Annotated in this window: 14 protein-coding genes; 7 read left to right on the top strand and 7 right to left on the bottom strand. The window is 68.6% G+C overall.

Annotated features, from left to right (window positions below):
• Positions 1 to 91 precede the first annotated feature (91 nt).
• From Amac_RS26500 to Amac_RS26475, 6 genes are all read left to right on the top strand, one after another.
• On the top strand, positions 92 to 1,285 hold the full coding sequence (locus Amac_RS26500) for a family 1 glycosylhydrolase (RefSeq protein ID WP_155357116.1): 1,194 nt from the start codon (positions 92 to 94) through the stop codon (positions 1,283 to 1,285).
• Positions 1,282 to 2,241, top strand: a complete 960-nt coding sequence (locus tag Amac_RS26495; RefSeq protein WP_155357115.1) for a formylglycine-generating enzyme family protein — start codon at positions 1,282 to 1,284, stop codon at positions 2,239 to 2,241. The genes Amac_RS26500 and Amac_RS26495 overlap by 4 nt, the downstream gene beginning before the upstream one ends.
• A 75-nt stretch (positions 2,242 to 2,316) precedes the next feature.
• A complete protein-coding gene (locus tag Amac_RS26490; protein WP_155357114.1) occupies positions 2,317 to 2,901 on the top strand; it encodes a PadR family transcriptional regulator in 585 nt (194 codons plus the stop codon).
• Between the two features lies 1 nt (position 2,902).
• Complete coding sequence (locus Amac_RS26485) at positions 2,903 to 4,450, top strand: sulfatase family protein (RefSeq protein ID WP_155357113.1); 1,548 nt, start codon at positions 2,903 to 2,905, stop codon at positions 4,448 to 4,450.
• Positions 4,447 to 5,682: an MFS transporter gene (locus tag Amac_RS26480; protein WP_170322653.1), complete on the top strand. Its 1,236-nt coding sequence runs from the start codon at positions 4,447 to 4,449 to the stop codon at positions 5,680 to 5,682. The genes Amac_RS26485 and Amac_RS26480 overlap by 4 nt, the downstream gene beginning before the upstream one ends.
• A gap of 18 nt (positions 5,683 to 5,700) precedes the next feature.
• Complete coding sequence (locus Amac_RS26475; RefSeq protein ID WP_155357111.1) at positions 5,701 to 6,678, top strand: alpha/beta hydrolase; 978 nt, start codon at positions 5,701 to 5,703, stop codon at positions 6,676 to 6,678.
• Here the strand turns inward: Amac_RS26475 and Amac_RS26470 are convergent.
• From Amac_RS26470 to Amac_RS26455, 4 genes are all read right to left on the bottom strand, one after another.
• Positions 6,640 to 7,332 (bottom strand): GntR family transcriptional regulator, encoded by a 693-nt coding sequence (locus tag Amac_RS26470; protein WP_155357110.1) that lies wholly within the window; start codon positions 7,330 to 7,332, stop codon positions 6,640 to 6,642. The genes Amac_RS26475 and Amac_RS26470 overlap by 39 nt on opposite strands.
• Before the next feature lie 41 nt (positions 7,333 to 7,373).
• A complete protein-coding gene (locus Amac_RS26465; RefSeq protein WP_155357109.1) occupies positions 7,374 to 8,345 on the bottom strand; it encodes an SPFH domain-containing protein in 972 nt (323 codons plus the stop codon).
• An 86-nt stretch (positions 8,346 to 8,431) separates the two neighbouring features.
• The gene (locus Amac_RS26460; protein ID WP_155357108.1) at positions 8,432 to 11,125 is read right to left on the bottom strand and encodes an ATP-binding protein; all 2,694 of its coding nucleotides are present in this window, start codon (positions 11,123 to 11,125) and stop codon (positions 8,432 to 8,434) included.
• 25 nt (positions 11,126 to 11,150) lie between these two features.
• On the bottom strand, positions 11,151 to 12,974 hold the full coding sequence (locus Amac_RS26455; protein ID WP_155357107.1) for a multicopper oxidase family protein: 1,824 nt from the start codon (positions 12,972 to 12,974) through the stop codon (positions 11,151 to 11,153).
• Positions 12,975 to 13,129: 155 nt separating this feature from the next.
• On the opposite strand from Amac_RS26455, the gene Amac_RS26450 reads away from it, so the two are divergent.
• Positions 13,130 to 13,561: a hypothetical protein gene (locus Amac_RS26450; RefSeq protein ID WP_155357106.1), complete on the top strand. Its 432-nt coding sequence runs from the start codon at positions 13,130 to 13,132 to the stop codon at positions 13,559 to 13,561.
• Between the two features lie 72 nt (positions 13,562 to 13,633).
• Here the strand turns inward: Amac_RS26450 and pstB are convergent, their stop codons facing one another.
• The 3 genes from pstB to Amac_RS26435 all read right to left on the bottom strand — a co-directional run bounded on the left by pstB (position 13,634) and on the right by Amac_RS26435 (position 16,605).
• Positions 13,634 to 14,401, bottom strand: coding sequence for a phosphate ABC transporter ATP-binding protein PstB (gene pstB, locus Amac_RS26445; RefSeq protein ID WP_218041294.1), 768 nt, complete (start codon positions 14,399 to 14,401; stop codon positions 13,634 to 13,636).
• Between the two features lie 406 nt (positions 14,402 to 14,807).
• A complete protein-coding gene (locus tag Amac_RS26440) occupies positions 14,808 to 16,019 on the bottom strand; it encodes an NAD(P)-binding domain-containing protein (protein WP_218041293.1) in 1,212 nt (403 codons plus the stop codon).
• Positions 16,020 to 16,056: 37 nt separating this feature from the next.
• The gene (locus Amac_RS26435) at positions 16,057 to 16,605 is read right to left on the bottom strand and encodes an OsmC family protein (protein WP_155357104.1); all 549 of its coding nucleotides are present in this window, start codon (positions 16,603 to 16,605) and stop codon (positions 16,057 to 16,059) included.
• Positions 16,606 to 16,661 lie beyond the last annotated feature (56 nt).

The following is a 16,661-nucleotide window of genomic DNA, read 5'->3' as shown; positions in this document are numbered from 1 at the left end:
GACCGTGGCGTGGTCTTGCCCCGATCAGGTCCTGAGCTTCAGGGACCCACGTCGGCCGGCGATCGCGTGGACGTGACACCGAGGAGTGACGATGCATCGGATCCCGCTGCCGCCTGGCTTCCTGTGGGGCGCCGCCACGTCGGCGCATCAGACGGAGGGGGCTAACGAGAACAGCGACTGGTGGGCCCTGGAAAACATGCCGGGTTCCTTCTGCGAAGAACCCAGCGGGCAAGCCGTGGACAGCTTCCATCGGTGGGGCGAGGACATGGATCTGGCAGCCGACGTGGGCCTGCGCGACTACCGCTTCAGCATCGAGTGGGCGCGCATCGAACCAGAACCGGGCGTGTTCTCGGGGGAGGCTCTGGAGCATTACCGGCACATGATCGAGGGAGCACTCCACCGTGGTCTGCGTCCATTGGTGACCCTCCACCACTTCACCTGTCCCGCGTGGTTCACCGGCTGGGCCGATCCGGCGGCACCGGATCTCTTCGCCCGCTACGTGGCTCAGGTGGCCGGGATCCTCGAAGGCGTCGAGCACGTGGGAACGATCAACGAACCGAACGTGGTGGCAGCCTTCCCCCGGCTCCTCGCCCAAGGTGGGCTTGCCGAGGGCCTTCCCGAGCCGGAGGAGGCCCTCGCGCAAGGGCTCGCCTCCGCGCATCGCCAGGCCCGGCACGTGCTGCGGGCGGCACTCCCCGAGGTCCGAGTCGGCTGGTCCGTTTCAGTTCAGGACTATCAGCCGGATCTCCCGGCAGTCGCGGCAGCCGCCGCGTACCTGTATCCGCGCCAGACTCGCTTTCTCCAGGAGTCGCGCGATGACGACTGGGTCGGAGTGCAGGCGTACACCCGGATCCGTCTCGTACTGGACGGAGATGTCGTGCGACCGGCCGCACCCGGTTCGTCGGCACAGCGCACGCAAACCGGCTGGGAGTACTATCCCGCGGCCTTGGGCGGAGCGGTGCGGGAGGCGGCCCGCGTCGTGGGAGCTGTTCCTGTCATCGTCACCGAGAACGGCGTGGCGACCGGCGACGACGGTCAACGCATCGCTTACACCCATGGAGCGTTGACCGCGCTGGCGGCGGCGCTGGATGACGGGATCGACGTTCGGGGCTACTTCCATTGGAGCCTGCTCGACAACTACGAGTGGGGTAGCTGGGGTCCGACGTTCGGCCTTGTCTCTGTCGACCGCGGCACCTTTGTGAGATCACCGAAACCGTCGTTGGCGTGGCTGGGCAGGGTCGGCACGTCGGGGCTCATCCCATCCCTGGAGCCGAGCCAACGATGAGCAGCTGCTGCAATCCAGAGCGGGAAAGCGAAACGCTGTCCTCGCCGGCACCGCGTATGGCCACATTGTCTGAGCAACGCAGCGGGTCGAGGCACGGTTACGTCGATCTACCAGGCGGAGACTTCGCCATGGGCGACGCCTTCGCGGAAGGCTACCCGTCCGACGGGGAGCGGCCAGTGCACCGCGTCACGGTCAGCGGCTTCACGATCGGCTCGACCACGGTGACCAATCAGGAATTCGCCGTCTTCGCCGGGGCGACCGGGTATCGAACCGAAGCCGAGCGGTACGGCTCGTCCGCCGTCTTCCACTCCGCGCTTCGTGCGCCGGCACGCGACGTCCTGGGCGCGGCCGCGGGCGCCGCCTGGTGGCTCAATGTACGGCGCGCCGACTGGCGTCACCCCGCCGGCCGGAACTCGCACTGGACCGACGTGCCCGACCACCCAGTCGTGCACGTCTCCTGGCGGGATGCGGTGGCCTACTGCGAGTGGGCCGGCGCGCGCCTGCCTACGGAGGCCGAGTGGGAATACGCGGCGCGTGGCGGCCATCAGGGACGCCGGTTCCCGTGGGGGCAGGAACTCACGCCCGAGGGAACGGACCTCTGCAACATCTGGCACGGCGAGTTCCCCACACACAACACCTTGAGCGATGGATTTCTCACCACCGCGCCGGTTCGGTCGTTTCCGCCCAACGACTTCGGCCTATACGAAATGACCGGCAACGTCTGGGAGTGGTGCGCGGACTGGTTCTCCGCCTCCTATTACCAACGCTCTCCACTCCATGACCCCCGTGGCCCGCTCTCCGGCAGCGCGCGGGTCACCAGAGGTGGCTCCTACCTGTGTCACCGCTCGTACTGCCACCGGTATCGGGTGGCGGCGCGCTCACGGAACACTCCCGAATCCTCCTCAGGCAATTGCGGGTTCCGCGTCGTGCGGGCATCGCCGCTACCCGCCACGTGACCCGCTCGCTTCGAGGCTGGCCAACGCACGACCTAGCGACCGGCCATCTCCAGTACATGCAAGGGAACAACAAAGTTGCTCGAATACGTCATTCTCGGTTTGCTCGGACTCCGTCCATTCTCCGGCTACGACATGCGGAAATGGATGGAGGGCAAAGGTCAGTACGTGGGGTACGGCGTACAACTGCCGCAGATCTACCGGACCCTCGCGAAACTCGTCGACCGAGGCTGGGTCGAGTTCCAGGTCGATCCCCGCGAGGGGAAGCCGGATGCCAAGCTCTACCGACTGACCGATATCGGCCAGCAGGAGCTCGTGGCCTGGGCGCGTTCTCCGTACGAGCCGTCGCCCCGGCCCATGGATCCCGACTTCATGGTGCGGTTCGTCATCGGTGGAGCTCTAGGCCGCGACATCGCCATCGCGCTGCTGCGAACCGAGCTCGACTACCGCCGAGCGCAGGCGTCCAACCAGGACTGGCTGGACTTCGCCCAGACCCCGTTCGAGCCCGTGTCCGGGGTGGACGAGGCATGGGCCCGGGAACTGCACTGGACCGCGCACGAGCGCGGTTACGCCTCGACGGCCGCCTACATCGCCTGGCTCGAGCTCACGCTGGCGCGCCTCGAGATCGCTGACGGCATCACCCCAACGCGAGGACCCCGCTGACATGCGAATCATCTACGTGGATGTCGATACTCTACGTGCCGATCACACCCAACCCTACGGATATCACCGGCCCACCACCCCGCGCCTGCAGCAGCTGGCCGAACGCGGCGTCGTCTTCGACCGCTACTACTGCTCCGACTCGCCGTGCCTGCCCTCACGCACCGCGCTCACCTCGGGTCAGTTCGGCATCACCAACGGAGTCATCGGCCACTTCGGGGAGGCCGCCCGTTTCCGGCTCGATCCGGGCCACGGCACCGAGCCCGACCGTCCGCTGCTGGGGCAGCACCTGCAGCGGCATGGTGTGTACACGGCGGCCGTCTCCATGTTCGCGGAGCGGCACCGCGCCTATCACTTCCTGGGCAACTTCCGCGAGTCCATCCGGGCCACCGGAGAACTCAACGACGAGCAGGCGCACGACGTCAACGCCACCGCCATGGACTGGATCCGGCGCCACGCGCACGAGGACAACTGGTACCTGCACGTGACGTACTGGGAACCGCACACCCCCTACCTGCAACCAGCGGAATGGACCCAGAAGGCCGCCGATTCCGGTCCTGCCCCGCACTGGCCGGACGCGGAGACCATCACCGGCCACGCCGAGATCTACGGCCCGCGCAGCGCCCTCGACCTGCACTACAGCGTCTTCCCGCAGGGCAGCCCCAATGCCAACATGCCGGAGGCGATCCGCGACCGCGCCGACTTCGAGCACCTCGTCAACGGCTTCGACGGCTCGATCATGTATTGGGACCATCACTTCGGCCAGCTGCTGGCGCTGCTCGACGAGCTCGGCATCGCCGAGGAGACGGCCGTCATCGTCAGCGCCGATCACGGCGAATCGCTCGGCGAGAACGGCTCCTACGCCGAGCACGGACTGGCCAACGAACCGACCCAACGCCTGCCGCTGGTGATCTATTGGCCGGGCGTGACCGACGACCTCCCGGCGGAGCGCCGCCGCTGCGATGCCCTGCTGTACAACATCGACCTGGCCCCGACGCTGTGCGAGCTGCTCTCACTCCCGACGCCCACCGGCTGGCAGGGCACGTCCTTCGCGGACGCGGTACGCGGTGCGGAACACCCCTCACGCCCGTACCTCGTCCTCGGCCACGGCGCGCATACCTATCAGCGCGCGGTCCGCACGCGAGACCACCTCTACATCCGCACCTACCACCCCGGCTGTTTCCGCGCCGAGCCGGAACAACTCTTCCATGTCGCCAAGGACCCGCACCTCACCCAAGACGTCCTGGCCGACGAGCCGGACCTCGCCGCCGCGATGCGCAATCACCTGCAGGAATGGTGGCACACCTACGCGGGCGCTCCCGGCAGCCTGCCCGACCCCATGCAAACGACATTGCAGGTCGGGCCCATCCACTACAACGACCCCACGCGGTACATCGCCCACCTGCGCGACACCGGCCGCGCCCATCTGGCCGACCATCTCGAGCAGCGACTGCGGAGACCCGCCTCGACGGTCCCCGTCTCCTGGCACGCTCAGATCGCACCGCGGACCGAGGAACTCGTCCTGCGGCACGTCATGGACCGCCGCCGGTGAGACACGTCGAAGACCCTGACGACAGGATTGCCACCGCACCGGCCTCGTCGGCGGGCAACGTCGGGGCCCTCCTCCTGATCGCGAACCTCGGCTGGGCCGTGCCCTCGGTGGCCGGGGCGACCCTGCTGCAGGCGCTGGTCGCCGAGATCGACCCAGCACGGAAGATCGCCTTCTACGGCCTGCTGTCCACTGTCGGCGCCGCATGCGCGAGCCTCGGCATGGTCGTCTCCGGCATCCTGTCCGACCGCACCCGCAGCAGGTTCGGCCAGCGCAAGCCCTGGATCCTCGGTGGCGGGCTGCTCGCCGCCGCGTCGCTGAGCGCGGTCGGTCTCGTCACCTACACGCCGGCCATCCTGATGCTGTACGCCCTCTATCACCTCGGGCAAAGCGCCATGCACGGGGCGCTGTTCGCCCTCGTACCCGACCTCGTGGACCGGGCCCGCTACGGTCGCGCCTCAGGTCTGGCCGGCCTCGGACTGCTGCTCGGGCAGACACTCGGAGGCTTCGCCGCCGCGTCGTTCCTCACCCTGCCCGCCCGGGGACTGGTCGTCCTTCCGTGGCTCACCGCGCTCGTCGCCATCCTCACGGTCAGCACATTGCCCTCCAGCCGTCCCGGCGTTCGGCCGCACGCGCCTCCCTCGATCCGGGCGGCCTTCAAATTGCCGACAGACGCCGACTTCTGGCGTGCCTTCGCCGGCCGATTCCTCTTCCTGCTCGCCTTCTACCTGATCCTTTCGTACCACCTGTACGTGCTCACCGATTACTTCCACGTCGCGGCTGAACACACCGGACGCGTCTTCGCATCGCTCACCCTGGTCTTCGCCGTGGGAGCCGCCGTATGCGTGGCGCTTTCCGGTGGCTGGTCCGACCGCATGGGCCGCCGCAAACCCCTCGTCGTCGGCTCGTCTGTCCTGCTCGCCGCCGCCGTCCTGCCGCCCGCGTGGAGCGACCAGCTGCCCTCGTTCTATGCGTTCTTCGGTCTCGCCGGCCTGGCGTTCGGCACCTACCTTGCCGTCGACCAGGCGCTGATGGCCGATATCCTGCCCGAACGCGCCAACACCGCCAGGGATCTGGCCGTGCTCAACGTCGCCAACAGCCTCCCGCATGTGCTGGCCCCCGGCATCGCGGGGCTCATCGTCACCGCCACCGGCTACGCCGGCATCTTCGTCGCGGCGTCCGTCGCGGCCGTTCTCTCGGCCATAGCCGTCCAGGCCATGAAGACCATCGACTAGCGCAAGGACGTGTCAACGATGAGACTTCACCCAGTCCTCCGCCTTGTCATCCCGGCCGTCACCAGACGCCTGACCAGACTGTCGCGTCCGTCCGCCACCGAGCGACCGGCCAAATCCGCGGAAGCCGCATACGGCCGCCTGGTTCAGAAACCACCGGTCGATGTGACCGTCACCACCCTCCGCATTCCCCGCACCGGCGAAGGCGGCGATATCGAAGCTCGCGTGTACCGGCCCGGCGGCCCGGACAAGGCACGGGCGGCGCTCGTGTACTTCCACGGCGGAGGCTGGTGGCAAGGTTCGCTCGAGACATCCCACTCGCACTGCGCCCACCTGGCCAAGCTCGCCGACGCCGTCGTCATCAGCGTGGCCTACCGCCTGATCCCCGAGCACCCGTTCCCCGCCAACCTGCGCGACTGCTACACCGCGTTCACGTGGACGGTGGAGCACGCCGGCCACCTCGGTGTCGATCCGTCCCTGATCGCCGTCGGCGGCACCAGCTCAGGTGCCAACCTCGCGGCCGCCGTGGCCCTGCGCGCCCGCGACGAGGACGGCCCGGCGATCGCGCTGCAGCTGCTGGAGATCCCCGTCCTGGACATCACCGCACCACCACAAGCGCCGGCGGACGCACCTTCCTGGTATCACGTCATGGTCGACCAGGCGCGGCAAACCTTCGACCGGTACGCCGGCTCGGGAGCACGACCGGACGATCCTCTCGTGTCGCCGCTCCTGGCCGAGAGCCTGCAAGGCCTCCCTCCCACCGTCATCCTCGCCAACGAGCTGGACGTGGTGGTCGACCACGCCGTCCGCTACGCGGACCGGCTCCGGGAGGCGGCCGTACCGGTCACGCTGACCGTCTACCCGGGACTCGCACACGGAATGCAGGCCTTCACCAGGATCCTGCCGGTCGGCCGGCGCTTCCGCGCGGAGGCGGCCCGCGCGCTCTCCGCGTCACTCCGCTCAGCTGGTTCTGGCCTGGGCGTACGCGGCGAGCAGTAGGCGTTCGGCCTCGTCCAGGTAGGTCGCGAGCAGGTCTTCGGCCTCGGCGGTCCGGCCGGACTCCAGCAGGGTCAGCAGTTCGCGGTTGCGCGGCAGGAAGGGCGCGTGCAGCGCGCGCGGGTCCATGGTGTGGAAGACCAGGCGGAGTTCGGCCAGGAGCTGGGCCATCATCGCGTTCACCCGCTGGCTGCCGTTGAGGGAGGCGATGATCTGGTGGTAGCGCAGGTCGGCGGTGCCGACGTCGAGCCAGCGACTCGCGGCGGCGGCCCGCTCGGCGTCGGCGACCGCGTCCCGCAGGGCGGTCAGGGCGATGGGGTCCTGGTCCGGCCGGCGGACGGCGGAGCCCTCGATCATGCGCCGGACCCGGTAGATGTCGGCGACGTCGGCCGGGGACAGGACGCGCACGTAGACGCCCCGGTTGAGCTTGTGTTCCAGTAGCCGCTCGTGGCCGAGCAGGCGGAACGCCTCCCGCAGGGTGTTGCGGGAGACCTCCAGCTCGGCGGTCAGCTCGTCCTCGACCAGACGGCTGCCGGGCAGCAGGCCACCCTGGGTGACCCGCTGCCGCAGGATCGCCGCGGCCCACTCGGCCGTACTGCTGCGGACCCGGAACGGGCGGGTCTCCTCGTACGCGTCCGAGGAGCTTGGTTCACTCACAGTCAGCAGAAAATCACTAGTTCGTCCTCATTGTCGAATCCCTACTTGCCGGTGGCGTTCACGCCCTCGGGATTGCCGGGGGCGTAGACCGTGATGCCGTCCGGCAGCGCCCTGATCTTGTCGATCTCGACGCAGGCGGGGCAGGCCTCGTAGCCCTTCTGGCGGGCCCGGTTGGCGTCCGCCTCGGCCTCGGCGCTGGTCACCAGGGCCCGGCCGTCGATCTCGGACCGCTCGGCCCTGGCCTCGGCCTCGCGGATGCCCGCCTGCGCGCCCTGCGCGGTGGTGATGCTCTGCTGGACCTCGGCGGGCAGGGTGATCCGAACCAGGTTGAACCGGAATCCGGTCAGGTACGGCCCGCCCAGCATGGCCTGGATCTCCCGCTCCAGGCTGGCGTTGACCCCGGACTGCACCCGGGCCAGGTTCGCCAGGCCGGTGCTCGGCTCGGGGGTGTCGGCGCCGTTGAGGAAGGCGCAGGTGGGCACCAGTTCCTCGCAGCGCAGGGCCCCGATCTGCACGCGCAGCGCGTTGTAGATGACCGGGCGGACCGCCTGGCCGAAGAAGGCGCTCCAGCCTTCGTCGCCGTCCCAGGCGTAGAGCATGTCGTCGCCGGCGATGTAGGTGCGGGTTCCGTACCGGTCGTCGAAGGCTTTGAGGGTCTCGTGATCGAGGTTGAGCGTGAAGTAGAACGTGCCCTCCACGCCTACGTTGACACCGTCGCCACTGGGCACGATGACCTCGTCCACACCGAGCGTGGTGGCCCGTTTGGCGTCTGAGGTGATCGTGTAGATGCGCTGCTGGGCCGGGTAGGTGTGCGCGGTGGACCAGAACCCGGTCCAGGTGGGTCCGGTGGCCGGGTTGAGGACCTGGCGGATGCCGCTCTCATCCAGGGGGCCGCCGTCGCGGATGACGGCGACGACTCCCGCGTCCGTGCTGGTGAACCCGGTCGTGTACGTGATCAGCGCGATGAGCCCGGTCAGGGCGGCAAGTATTACACCGATCGATAATCTGGACATATGTTCAATATAAGTATTGTTGAACAATCTGATAAGAGGAGATTTTGAAGACCGGCGCGGCGCCCAGGGAGACCCGCGTCCAGCTGTCAGACGCCTAGGTCGGGCTGGTCTCTGAGCTGCCTGCGGGAGGTGATGCCGAGCTTGCGGAAGATGTTGCGCAGATGGGCGTCGACGGTGCGTGGGCTGAGGAACAGCCGGGCGGCCACCTCGTTGGACGTCGCGCCGGTGGCGACCAGCCGGGCGATGGACACCTCCTGCATGGTGAGCTGGTCGTAGGTGTGCCCCGACCGGCTGCGGGCCTTTTCGCCGGTGGCCCGCAGTTCGTCGGCGGCTCGCCGGGCGAACGCCTCGAGCCCGGCCTCGGACAGCAGTTCGTGGGCGGTCCGCAGGTGCCGGCGGCAATCCCGCCTGCGGCCTTCGCGCCGCAGCCATTCCCCGTACAGGAGATGGGCTCTGGCCCGATAGGGCAGCAGGGGGCTTTCCTCGAGGTGTTCGATGGCTTCCCGGTAGTGGTCCTCGGCTCCGGTCACGAGCCCTCGTGCGTACGCCGCGATGCCCAGGCCCGAGGCGGTTCCGCTGGCTTCGGTGCGTTCGGTCAACGATTCCAGGGCGGTGGCGGCGGCGGCGGGCTCGCCACATCGGACGGCCGCCTCCACGAGTTCGGGCAGGGAGGCTCCGGCGAGGAAGAGGTCACCGTGGGCGGTGGCCTGCCGGGCCGCGGTCAGTGCGGCCGGGTAGTCGGCCAGGCCGTTGTTCAGCACGGCTGCCGCCCAGTGGACGTTGGCGATCAGTTGCCCCGCGCCGCGCGCTGTCGCCGCTGTCGTGGCCGTCTCGAACAGCTCGAACGCCTCCTGGCGGCGGCCACGCATCGCGGCCAGGTGCAGCCGGTGATACATCAGCGGGGGGCCGCCGACCGCGTCGGCGATCGCCTCCTCCTCGGCGATCGCCGCCATGGCCTGCCCGAAGTCGCCGATCAGCGCGGCGCCGGACGCCGCCTGGGCGAGGCCAAGGCGCAGCACGAGCGGCGAGCCCAGCTCGCGACCGGTCTTCATCAGCCACTCGACGATCACCGCGTGGGTGTGCGGGTCCCACAATTCGGATGCGAGCACCGTGGCAAGTGCGGGCCATCGAGTCCACATCGGGCTGCCGTCGCCGTCGAGAACGTTCCGTATCAAGGGAACCGCAGCCCGGTGTCCGTCTGTGGCCAGCAGAATCAGCGCGTCCAGGATGTCCGGGGAGCGCGGTGCCGGCGCCGCGGACTGTGCCGCGGCCACGACCATGTCCAGCACACCGCTGGCCCGGCCGACGACCAGGCCCATCTCGAGCGCGTCCAGGAAACAGCCGCGTGACCAGTCCGGGTCCAGTCCCGAAAGCCGCTGCGCGGCACGCAGCATGAACATCGGGCCGGTGCCGTCGTTGTGTCGTACGAAGGCGATCCGACCCCGCAGCAGATCGACCCTGGCGTGCTGGAGATCGTCCAGTGCCGCGTTCTCGACGGTCGTGAGAAGTTCCGCCGCCGTGTCGGTGGCGCCCGCGTCGAGCTTGGCCTGCGCTGCCGCGAGTGTCCGCTCGATCCGCTTGGCGGCGTCCAGCGACAACGCCGCCGCGCGTTCGATGAAGGCCGCCGCGGCCACCACACCCCCGCGCGACTGGGCACGGGACGCGGAACGCTCAAGTTCGGCGGCGACGTCGTCATCGGGACCGGTGCTGGCCTGGGCGCGATGCCAGGCTCGCCGGTCCGGGTCCACGACCGGGTCGGTGACCTCGGCCAGCACTCGATGAGCCGTACGGCGCTGGCCCGCTGCCGCGGCCCGGTAGACCGCTGACCGGGCCAGAGGGTGGCAGAAGCGGACGCGGGTGGAGAACTCGACCAGCCCGGTGGCGGTCGCGGCCGCGCTGGTCGTCGTCACGTCGATGTCCAGTCGTTGCGCGGCGGGCCACAGCAGAGCGGGGTCGCCGGTCGGGTCGGCGCTCGCGATGGTCAGCAGCAGCCGCGCCCCGGCGGGCAGGTCGGCCAGCCTAGCCTGGAAACCGCGCTCGATCCGGGTCGGCACCGAAGAGGTGTCCGGCGGGGCGAAACCGCCGGCTCTGGGCAGTTCGAGCAGCGCCAACGGGTTTCCGCGTGCCTCGGCCATGATCCGGTCACGCACCTGCTCGTCGAGCGTCACATGGCTCTTCGCCGCCAGCAACGCCCGTGCGTCGGCGTCGCTCAACCCCTCGACGACCAGGCCCGGCAGCTCGTCCAGTTCGCTGGCCGCACCGGGCAGCCGGACCGCGAACACCATGGCGACAGGTTCCGAGGTGACGCGCCGGGCGAGGAAGGTCAACGCCTTCGACGAAGCCGCATCCAGCCATTGGGCGTCATCCACCACGCACAACAGCGGTCGTTTCCGGGCTGCGGACGCCAGCAGCTCCAAGGTCGCCAGACCGATGCGGAACACATCCGGCGTGCCCGTGACCAGTCCAAATGCGACTCGGAGGGCCTCGCGGCGCTGGGCGGGCAGTTCGGCGAGATGCCCCAGCATCGGCACACAAAGCTGGTGCAGGGCGGCGAACGGCAACTCCGTCTCGAACTCCGACCCGGACGCGTGGATGACCCGGAACCCGGACGCCGCCTGCCGGGCGTGGTCCAGCAGCGCGCTCTTGCCGATACCCGCCTCACCTCGCAGGACCAGCACCCCGCCCTGGCCCGCACGCGCGGCGCCGATCAGCTCGTCGATGCGCCGGATCTCGTCCTGCCTGCCGACGAGTGGACCGGGAAAGCGCGCCAACGTCCGCATACCGCGTATGTTAGGCGGGCCGCCATCATTCGGGCATATCAACCGCCGAGTACGGCGTACCGACGCCGACGTAGGCGAGGTGCATGATCATGCCGTCGGCGGCGTGCTTGAAGTTGTGGCAGTGATCCATCCAGATCCCGGGGTTGTCCGCGGTGAACGCGATCTCGAACACCTCGCCCGGGGCCACGTTGAGGGTGTCGGTCCACCAGGTGCCACCGGTGGCCGGCACGCCGTTGCGGGAAAGCACGCGAACGCGATGGCCGTGCAGGTGCATGGGGTGATCGATGAGGCTGCGGTTGGCGATGCGTACCTTCACCCGGTCCCCTTGGCCGACCACGAGGGTGGGCACCGCCGGGTACAGGCGGCCGTTGATCAGGCTGCTGACGTAGCTGAACCGGCCCTGGCTGAAGCCCAGCCCGTCGTCCAGCCGGAGGTCGAAAGTGCGGTCGTAGCCATCCGGGGCAGGCGCCGCGCCCGAGCCGTAGGTGAGCGGATCGAACAGCGGGCCGCTGGTCAGGCCGGCGGGATCCGCTGCGCCGCTGGGGCTGAAGGCGAGTGCGGCGGAGTCGACGGCCAGGGTCACCGGGCCGTCCGGCATCGTGAAGGTGATGTCGTACCGCCCGCCCGCGGCCAGCAGGAGGTCGGTTCCCGGACTGACCGGTGTGGCGCCCTGGATCGGGTTGCCGTCAATGGCCGCGACGGTGAACCGGGTGCCGCCGACGTGGATCCGGTACGGCTCCCCGGAACTGTTGATCAACCTCAGCAGGACCTTCCGGCCTGCGCTGACGGCGTGCCGTACGGGTTGGTCGCCCCGGTCGAAGGCGGCGATCGGGCCGTCGGCGCCGGGCCACCGATGAGCGAAGAACGTGCGCTCGACCCCGTCGAACGCGTCCGTGTCCTCGATGACCAGCGCCCCGAACAGGCCTCGCTGCACGGTGCGCGACGCGTCGCGATGCGTGTGGTACCAGAAGGTGCCCGGCCGGTTCGGTACGAACCGGTAGACGTGCCGCTCGCCTGGCCGGACCGCGTTCTGCGTCACGCCAGGCACACCGTCCTCCGCGTTGGGCACGTCGACGCCGTGCCAGTGAATGGTCACGCCTTCCTCGACGTCGGTGTTGACGAGCGTCACCTCGACGAGCTGACCTTGTTTCGCCCGGATCTCCGGGCCAGGGGATATGCCGTTGAACGTGAGCGCGTCAACGGAGTGGCCAGAGGCCAGTCGTACGGCGCCCCGGGCCGCGGTCAGCGTCAGCCGGACGTCGGGCGCCCGGTCGCGCGGCCCGGTGAGCTGATCGACGCTGATGTCACCGGCCGCGGAGTGGTGGTGCCCGTCCGAAGTGGCGTTCGCCTGGCTGCCCAGAACCAGCACGACCGCGGGCACCAGCAGGAAGGCCGCCGCCAGCCAAGGCATGCGTGCGACGCGCGAGCCCGATCGACGCCAACGGCCTAGTGCTGTGGAGAGCCCGGCGATCACCGCCAACGCCGCCACGGAACCGGCGAGCACGAACACTGCGTCTTGGGGACCGAACGGCAGCAACAGCCACAAGACCGACAACAGCACACCGGCCGCACTGACATGAGCGGCCGTCCGGCCAGGCTTCCACACCGCCCAGGCGACCGGCAGAACCGTCAACGGGACTTGCACGATCAGCCGTGAGTCGGCCAGCGCCATACCACCGGTGAGGATCAGGCAGGCGACGAGCAATCGTGCTGCTACCAGAGCCGCGGTGATGTACAGCCACCGGCGAAGCCGCCGTACGGCACCGGACGCGAGCCCGCCGACGACGAGTGCGGCAACCATCGCCAGCACGGCGAACACCATGTCTGTGAGGAAGAGCGGCTCGAACACCAGACCAGGGTGATCCCGAACCGCATGTGATCGCGTCGGTAGAAATCGCCTATGTGACACCAGTCGTCGCCGCGTAGGCGATTTTCGCCGACGCGAGCGTGCGTGCGCCGGTGCGAGCTTGGCAGCCTGGCCCTCATCGCACGCGGGAGGTTGTTATGAAAGTTGAAGATGCCGCGCTCACCGGCGGTGGCAGCGCGAGACGGCTGGACCTGATCGGGCGGGGGCTGCTCGCCTTCGCGGCGGTCGGTTCCATCGGCGCGTTCGTCGAAGGCTGCTGGAAAGTGGCCGCCGCGTCCGACGACCGGATCTGGGTGGAGTTCTGGCGTACGTCCGCCTACCTGGTCGTCGCGGGACTGTTCGCTCTGCTCGCCCTGTCGCCGCGGACGCACTGGGGGGTGTGGGAGCTGCTCTTCGGCCAAAAGGCCGCACTCGTCGTCTTCGCTGTGGTGGTCGGCGACGTGCTTGAGGCGCGCAGGGCCCTTTTCGTCGACCTCGGCCTCGTGCTCATCCTCGTGGCGTCCTACGTGTTGTGTCGCGGCTGGTACGCCTGGCGGACAAGGGCAGCAGTGCTAGGTGGACCCGAGTAACGGCACCATCTCGTTGTTTTTGGCCAAAGCGCGGGTGTCGCCCAAGACGGATACTTGGCTGTCGCCAGACGATCAGCCAAAACGGCCGGTGATGTAGTCCTCGGTCCGCTTGTCGTTCGGCTTTGTGAAAATACGGGTGGTCCGATCCAACTCCACTAGACGGCCATACCGTTGACCCTCGTGGTCGACTTCCACGGTAAGAAACCCCGTGTAGTCGGAAACACGGGCCGCCTGCTGCATGTTGTGGGTGACGATCACGATGGTGTAGTCGCGCGCGAGCTCCTGCATCAAATCCTCGATCTTGGCCGTCGCGATCGGGTCCAGGGCGGAACATGGCTCGTCCATGAGGAGCACCTCGGGTTCGATCGCGATGGCCCTGGCGATGCACAACCTCTGCTGCTGCCCATCGGACAAGAGAAGTGCGCTGGCCTTGAGCCTGTCCTTGACCTCGTCCCAGAGGGCCGCCTTGATCAGCGCCTTCTCGACGATGTCGTCCATCCCGCCCGTCATGCCGTTGACGCGGGGCCCGAAGGCGACATTGTCGTAAATCGACTTCGGGAACGGGTTAGGCCGCTGGAAGACCATTCCGATGCGGCGACGGACTTCCTGCGGGTCGACCTCGGCAGCGTAGAGATCCTGACGCTCGTAGGCGATCCGACCCTCGATCCGGAAACCTGGAACATCATCATTCATGCGGTTCAGGGAACGCAGGAGCGAGGATTTTCCGGAACCCGACAGCCCGATCAGCGCGGTGATCTGCTTGCGGCTGATGGACATTGTCACGCGACGCAGGACCTGGGCATCACCGTAGAAGATACAGACGTCATGCAGCTCGAACATCGCCGCCGACGACCCCGGTGGATCGGACTCGCCTGGCGTTTCGGCTGCGGATGTGAGCGCCGACGGTGCATTGGCGGGGTATGTGACGGCCATACTGTCGGAGGTGGACGCCCGCCGCGCGCCAGCGGCGACCAGGACCCGCGCCCACCATGGTGATGCTTTCACCCGCAGCCACGGACGGCCCGGACGCGCCGCCGCGGCCACACGACCCAGACCCCAGGCTCCGGCCTCGATCAGTCCCATGCGCCGAACGGTAAACGCGTGGACCCTGCGTGAACAGCAGAAGCACCGAATCTCGTCGTTCTCGTTACCGCCATATCAGGCGGGGACGATTCCGCGCAGTTCACGGCTCACCAACAGCCGTGAAACCAATCTTTATGCCTGCCGCAGATCCTGAAGGCCGGCCTCATGACAAGGCCAGGTAGCGCGTGAGGTGATCGATCACCTCGCGCGCGTCGTCCTCGATGCCGTGGATGAATGTGGACTTGCGCCGCCGCAGCACGGGCAGCCCCAGCGCGTACAGGCCCGGGCTGTCGACCACACCGCCCTCGTGGCGCAGTTGGCCCTTCGTGTCGACCACGGGCACGTCGAGCCACCCGTAGTCGGGCCGGTATCCCGTCGCCCACACGATCGTGCGGATCTCGCCGCTTCGCAGATCGAGTTGCCATCGCGCCGACTCGGGTACCTGTGTCGGCGCGAAGCGCTCGGGAGGATCGACCTCGGCGTCGCGGCCGTGCGCCCGGGCCCACTCGTCGAACGTGTCCAGCAGGCGCCGCATCTTGAGGTCCGCGAGCGAGAACACGTTACGCAGGCCGCCGGAGAACAGCGCACTGCCGTCACGCACCGCCGCCCAGCGGCCCACCAGTTCGACACCCATCGTGGCGAGCGCGTTGAGATCGAGGGTCCTGCGCTCGGGGGTTCCGACCAGCTGCGGCGAGGGTAGCCGCCGGGCCCGCGTCAGATCATCGACCTCGTCGTGGCGCTGGTCCCATACGCCCGACGCGTCCATCCACCACAGCACATCGCGGCCGCGGTACAGGCGCGGCAGCCGTACATGCTCGCCTACCGAGAGGATCACCGGCCGTCCCGACCGCTTCAGCTCGGCTGCCAGCTGCACGCCGGTCGCCGACGCTCCCACGACGAGTACGCCGCCGTCGGGGAGCCAGCTGGGGCCGCGGTAGTCGAACGGCGTCAGTTGCACGACGGACGCCGGCACCGCGGCGGTGAACTGCGGCACCGCCGGCCGGTTGCAGGCGCCGCTCGCGATGACCACGGCCCGGCAGCGAATTTCGCCGCAGCTCGTCGTCACGCGGTATCCGTCGTCGGTGCGCCGTACCGATGTGACGTTCGTGCTGGTCCGGACGGGAGCGCGCGTGACGGTGGCGAAGCGCTCGATGAACTCGATCACTTCGCCCATCGTCATGTAGCCGTCGGGGTCCGGGCCTTCGTAGCGATGGCCCGGGAGGCGGCTTTGCCAATTGGGAGTGAGCAGCCGCAGGGAGTCCCAGCGTTCGCGGCGCCAGGAGTTCGCCACCTCGCCGCGCTCGAGCACGACGTGGTCGATCGACCGGTCGTGGAGGAAGTGGCTCGCGGCGAGGCCCGCGTGCCCCGCGCCGATGACGACCGTGGTGGTGCGTTCGATGGTCCGGTCTCCCTCAGGCGACTTCCACGCTGACGTTCGTGGGGTTCGTGAGTGCGTCGAAGACGGCGGAGCGCTTCTGGGACTGGGCCACCAGCGCTTCGATGTCCTCCTTCGAGGCGTCCGCGTCGATCGTGAACGTCACCTTGATGTCGTTGAAGCCGTTGCGTACGTCGCTGTCGGCGCCGAGGATCCCGCGAATGTCGTGGTTGCCTTCGACCGTCGACTCGACCGAGCGCAGCTGGATGCCGCGGTTCTGCGCGACGGACGCCACGCCTGCCGTCAGGCAGCTCGCCAGGCCGACGAGGAGGTACTCGATCGGCGTGATGCCGTTGTCCTCCGCCGCGAAGACCTCGGGGTGGTCGGCGGTGAACACCGCTTCGCTCTTGTGGCTGTGCTCCTGCCCGAGGCCGAAGAAGTTCTGGATCCTCGTGGTGCTGTGGACGCCGTTCTCCCACTTGGCGGAGGCCCGCCAGGTGAACTGAGCCGCCTCAGGTGCGCCCTTCAACACCTCACGTGCGTCAAGCAGGGCCTGAACGTTGACTCCGTTGTCGATCGTGGTCATGTAATGTCCCTTTCGTCATGCGGGGTGGTGGATCGGCCTTCGCAAGTAGGGGCGTT

The sequence above is a fragment of the Acrocarpospora macrocephala genome, from assembly GCF_009687865.1.
GTDB classification, from domain to species: domain Bacteria; phylum Actinomycetota; class Actinomycetes; order Streptosporangiales; family Streptosporangiaceae; genus Acrocarpospora; species Acrocarpospora macrocephala.
This window is presented reverse-complemented; position numbering and strand designations above follow the sequence as displayed.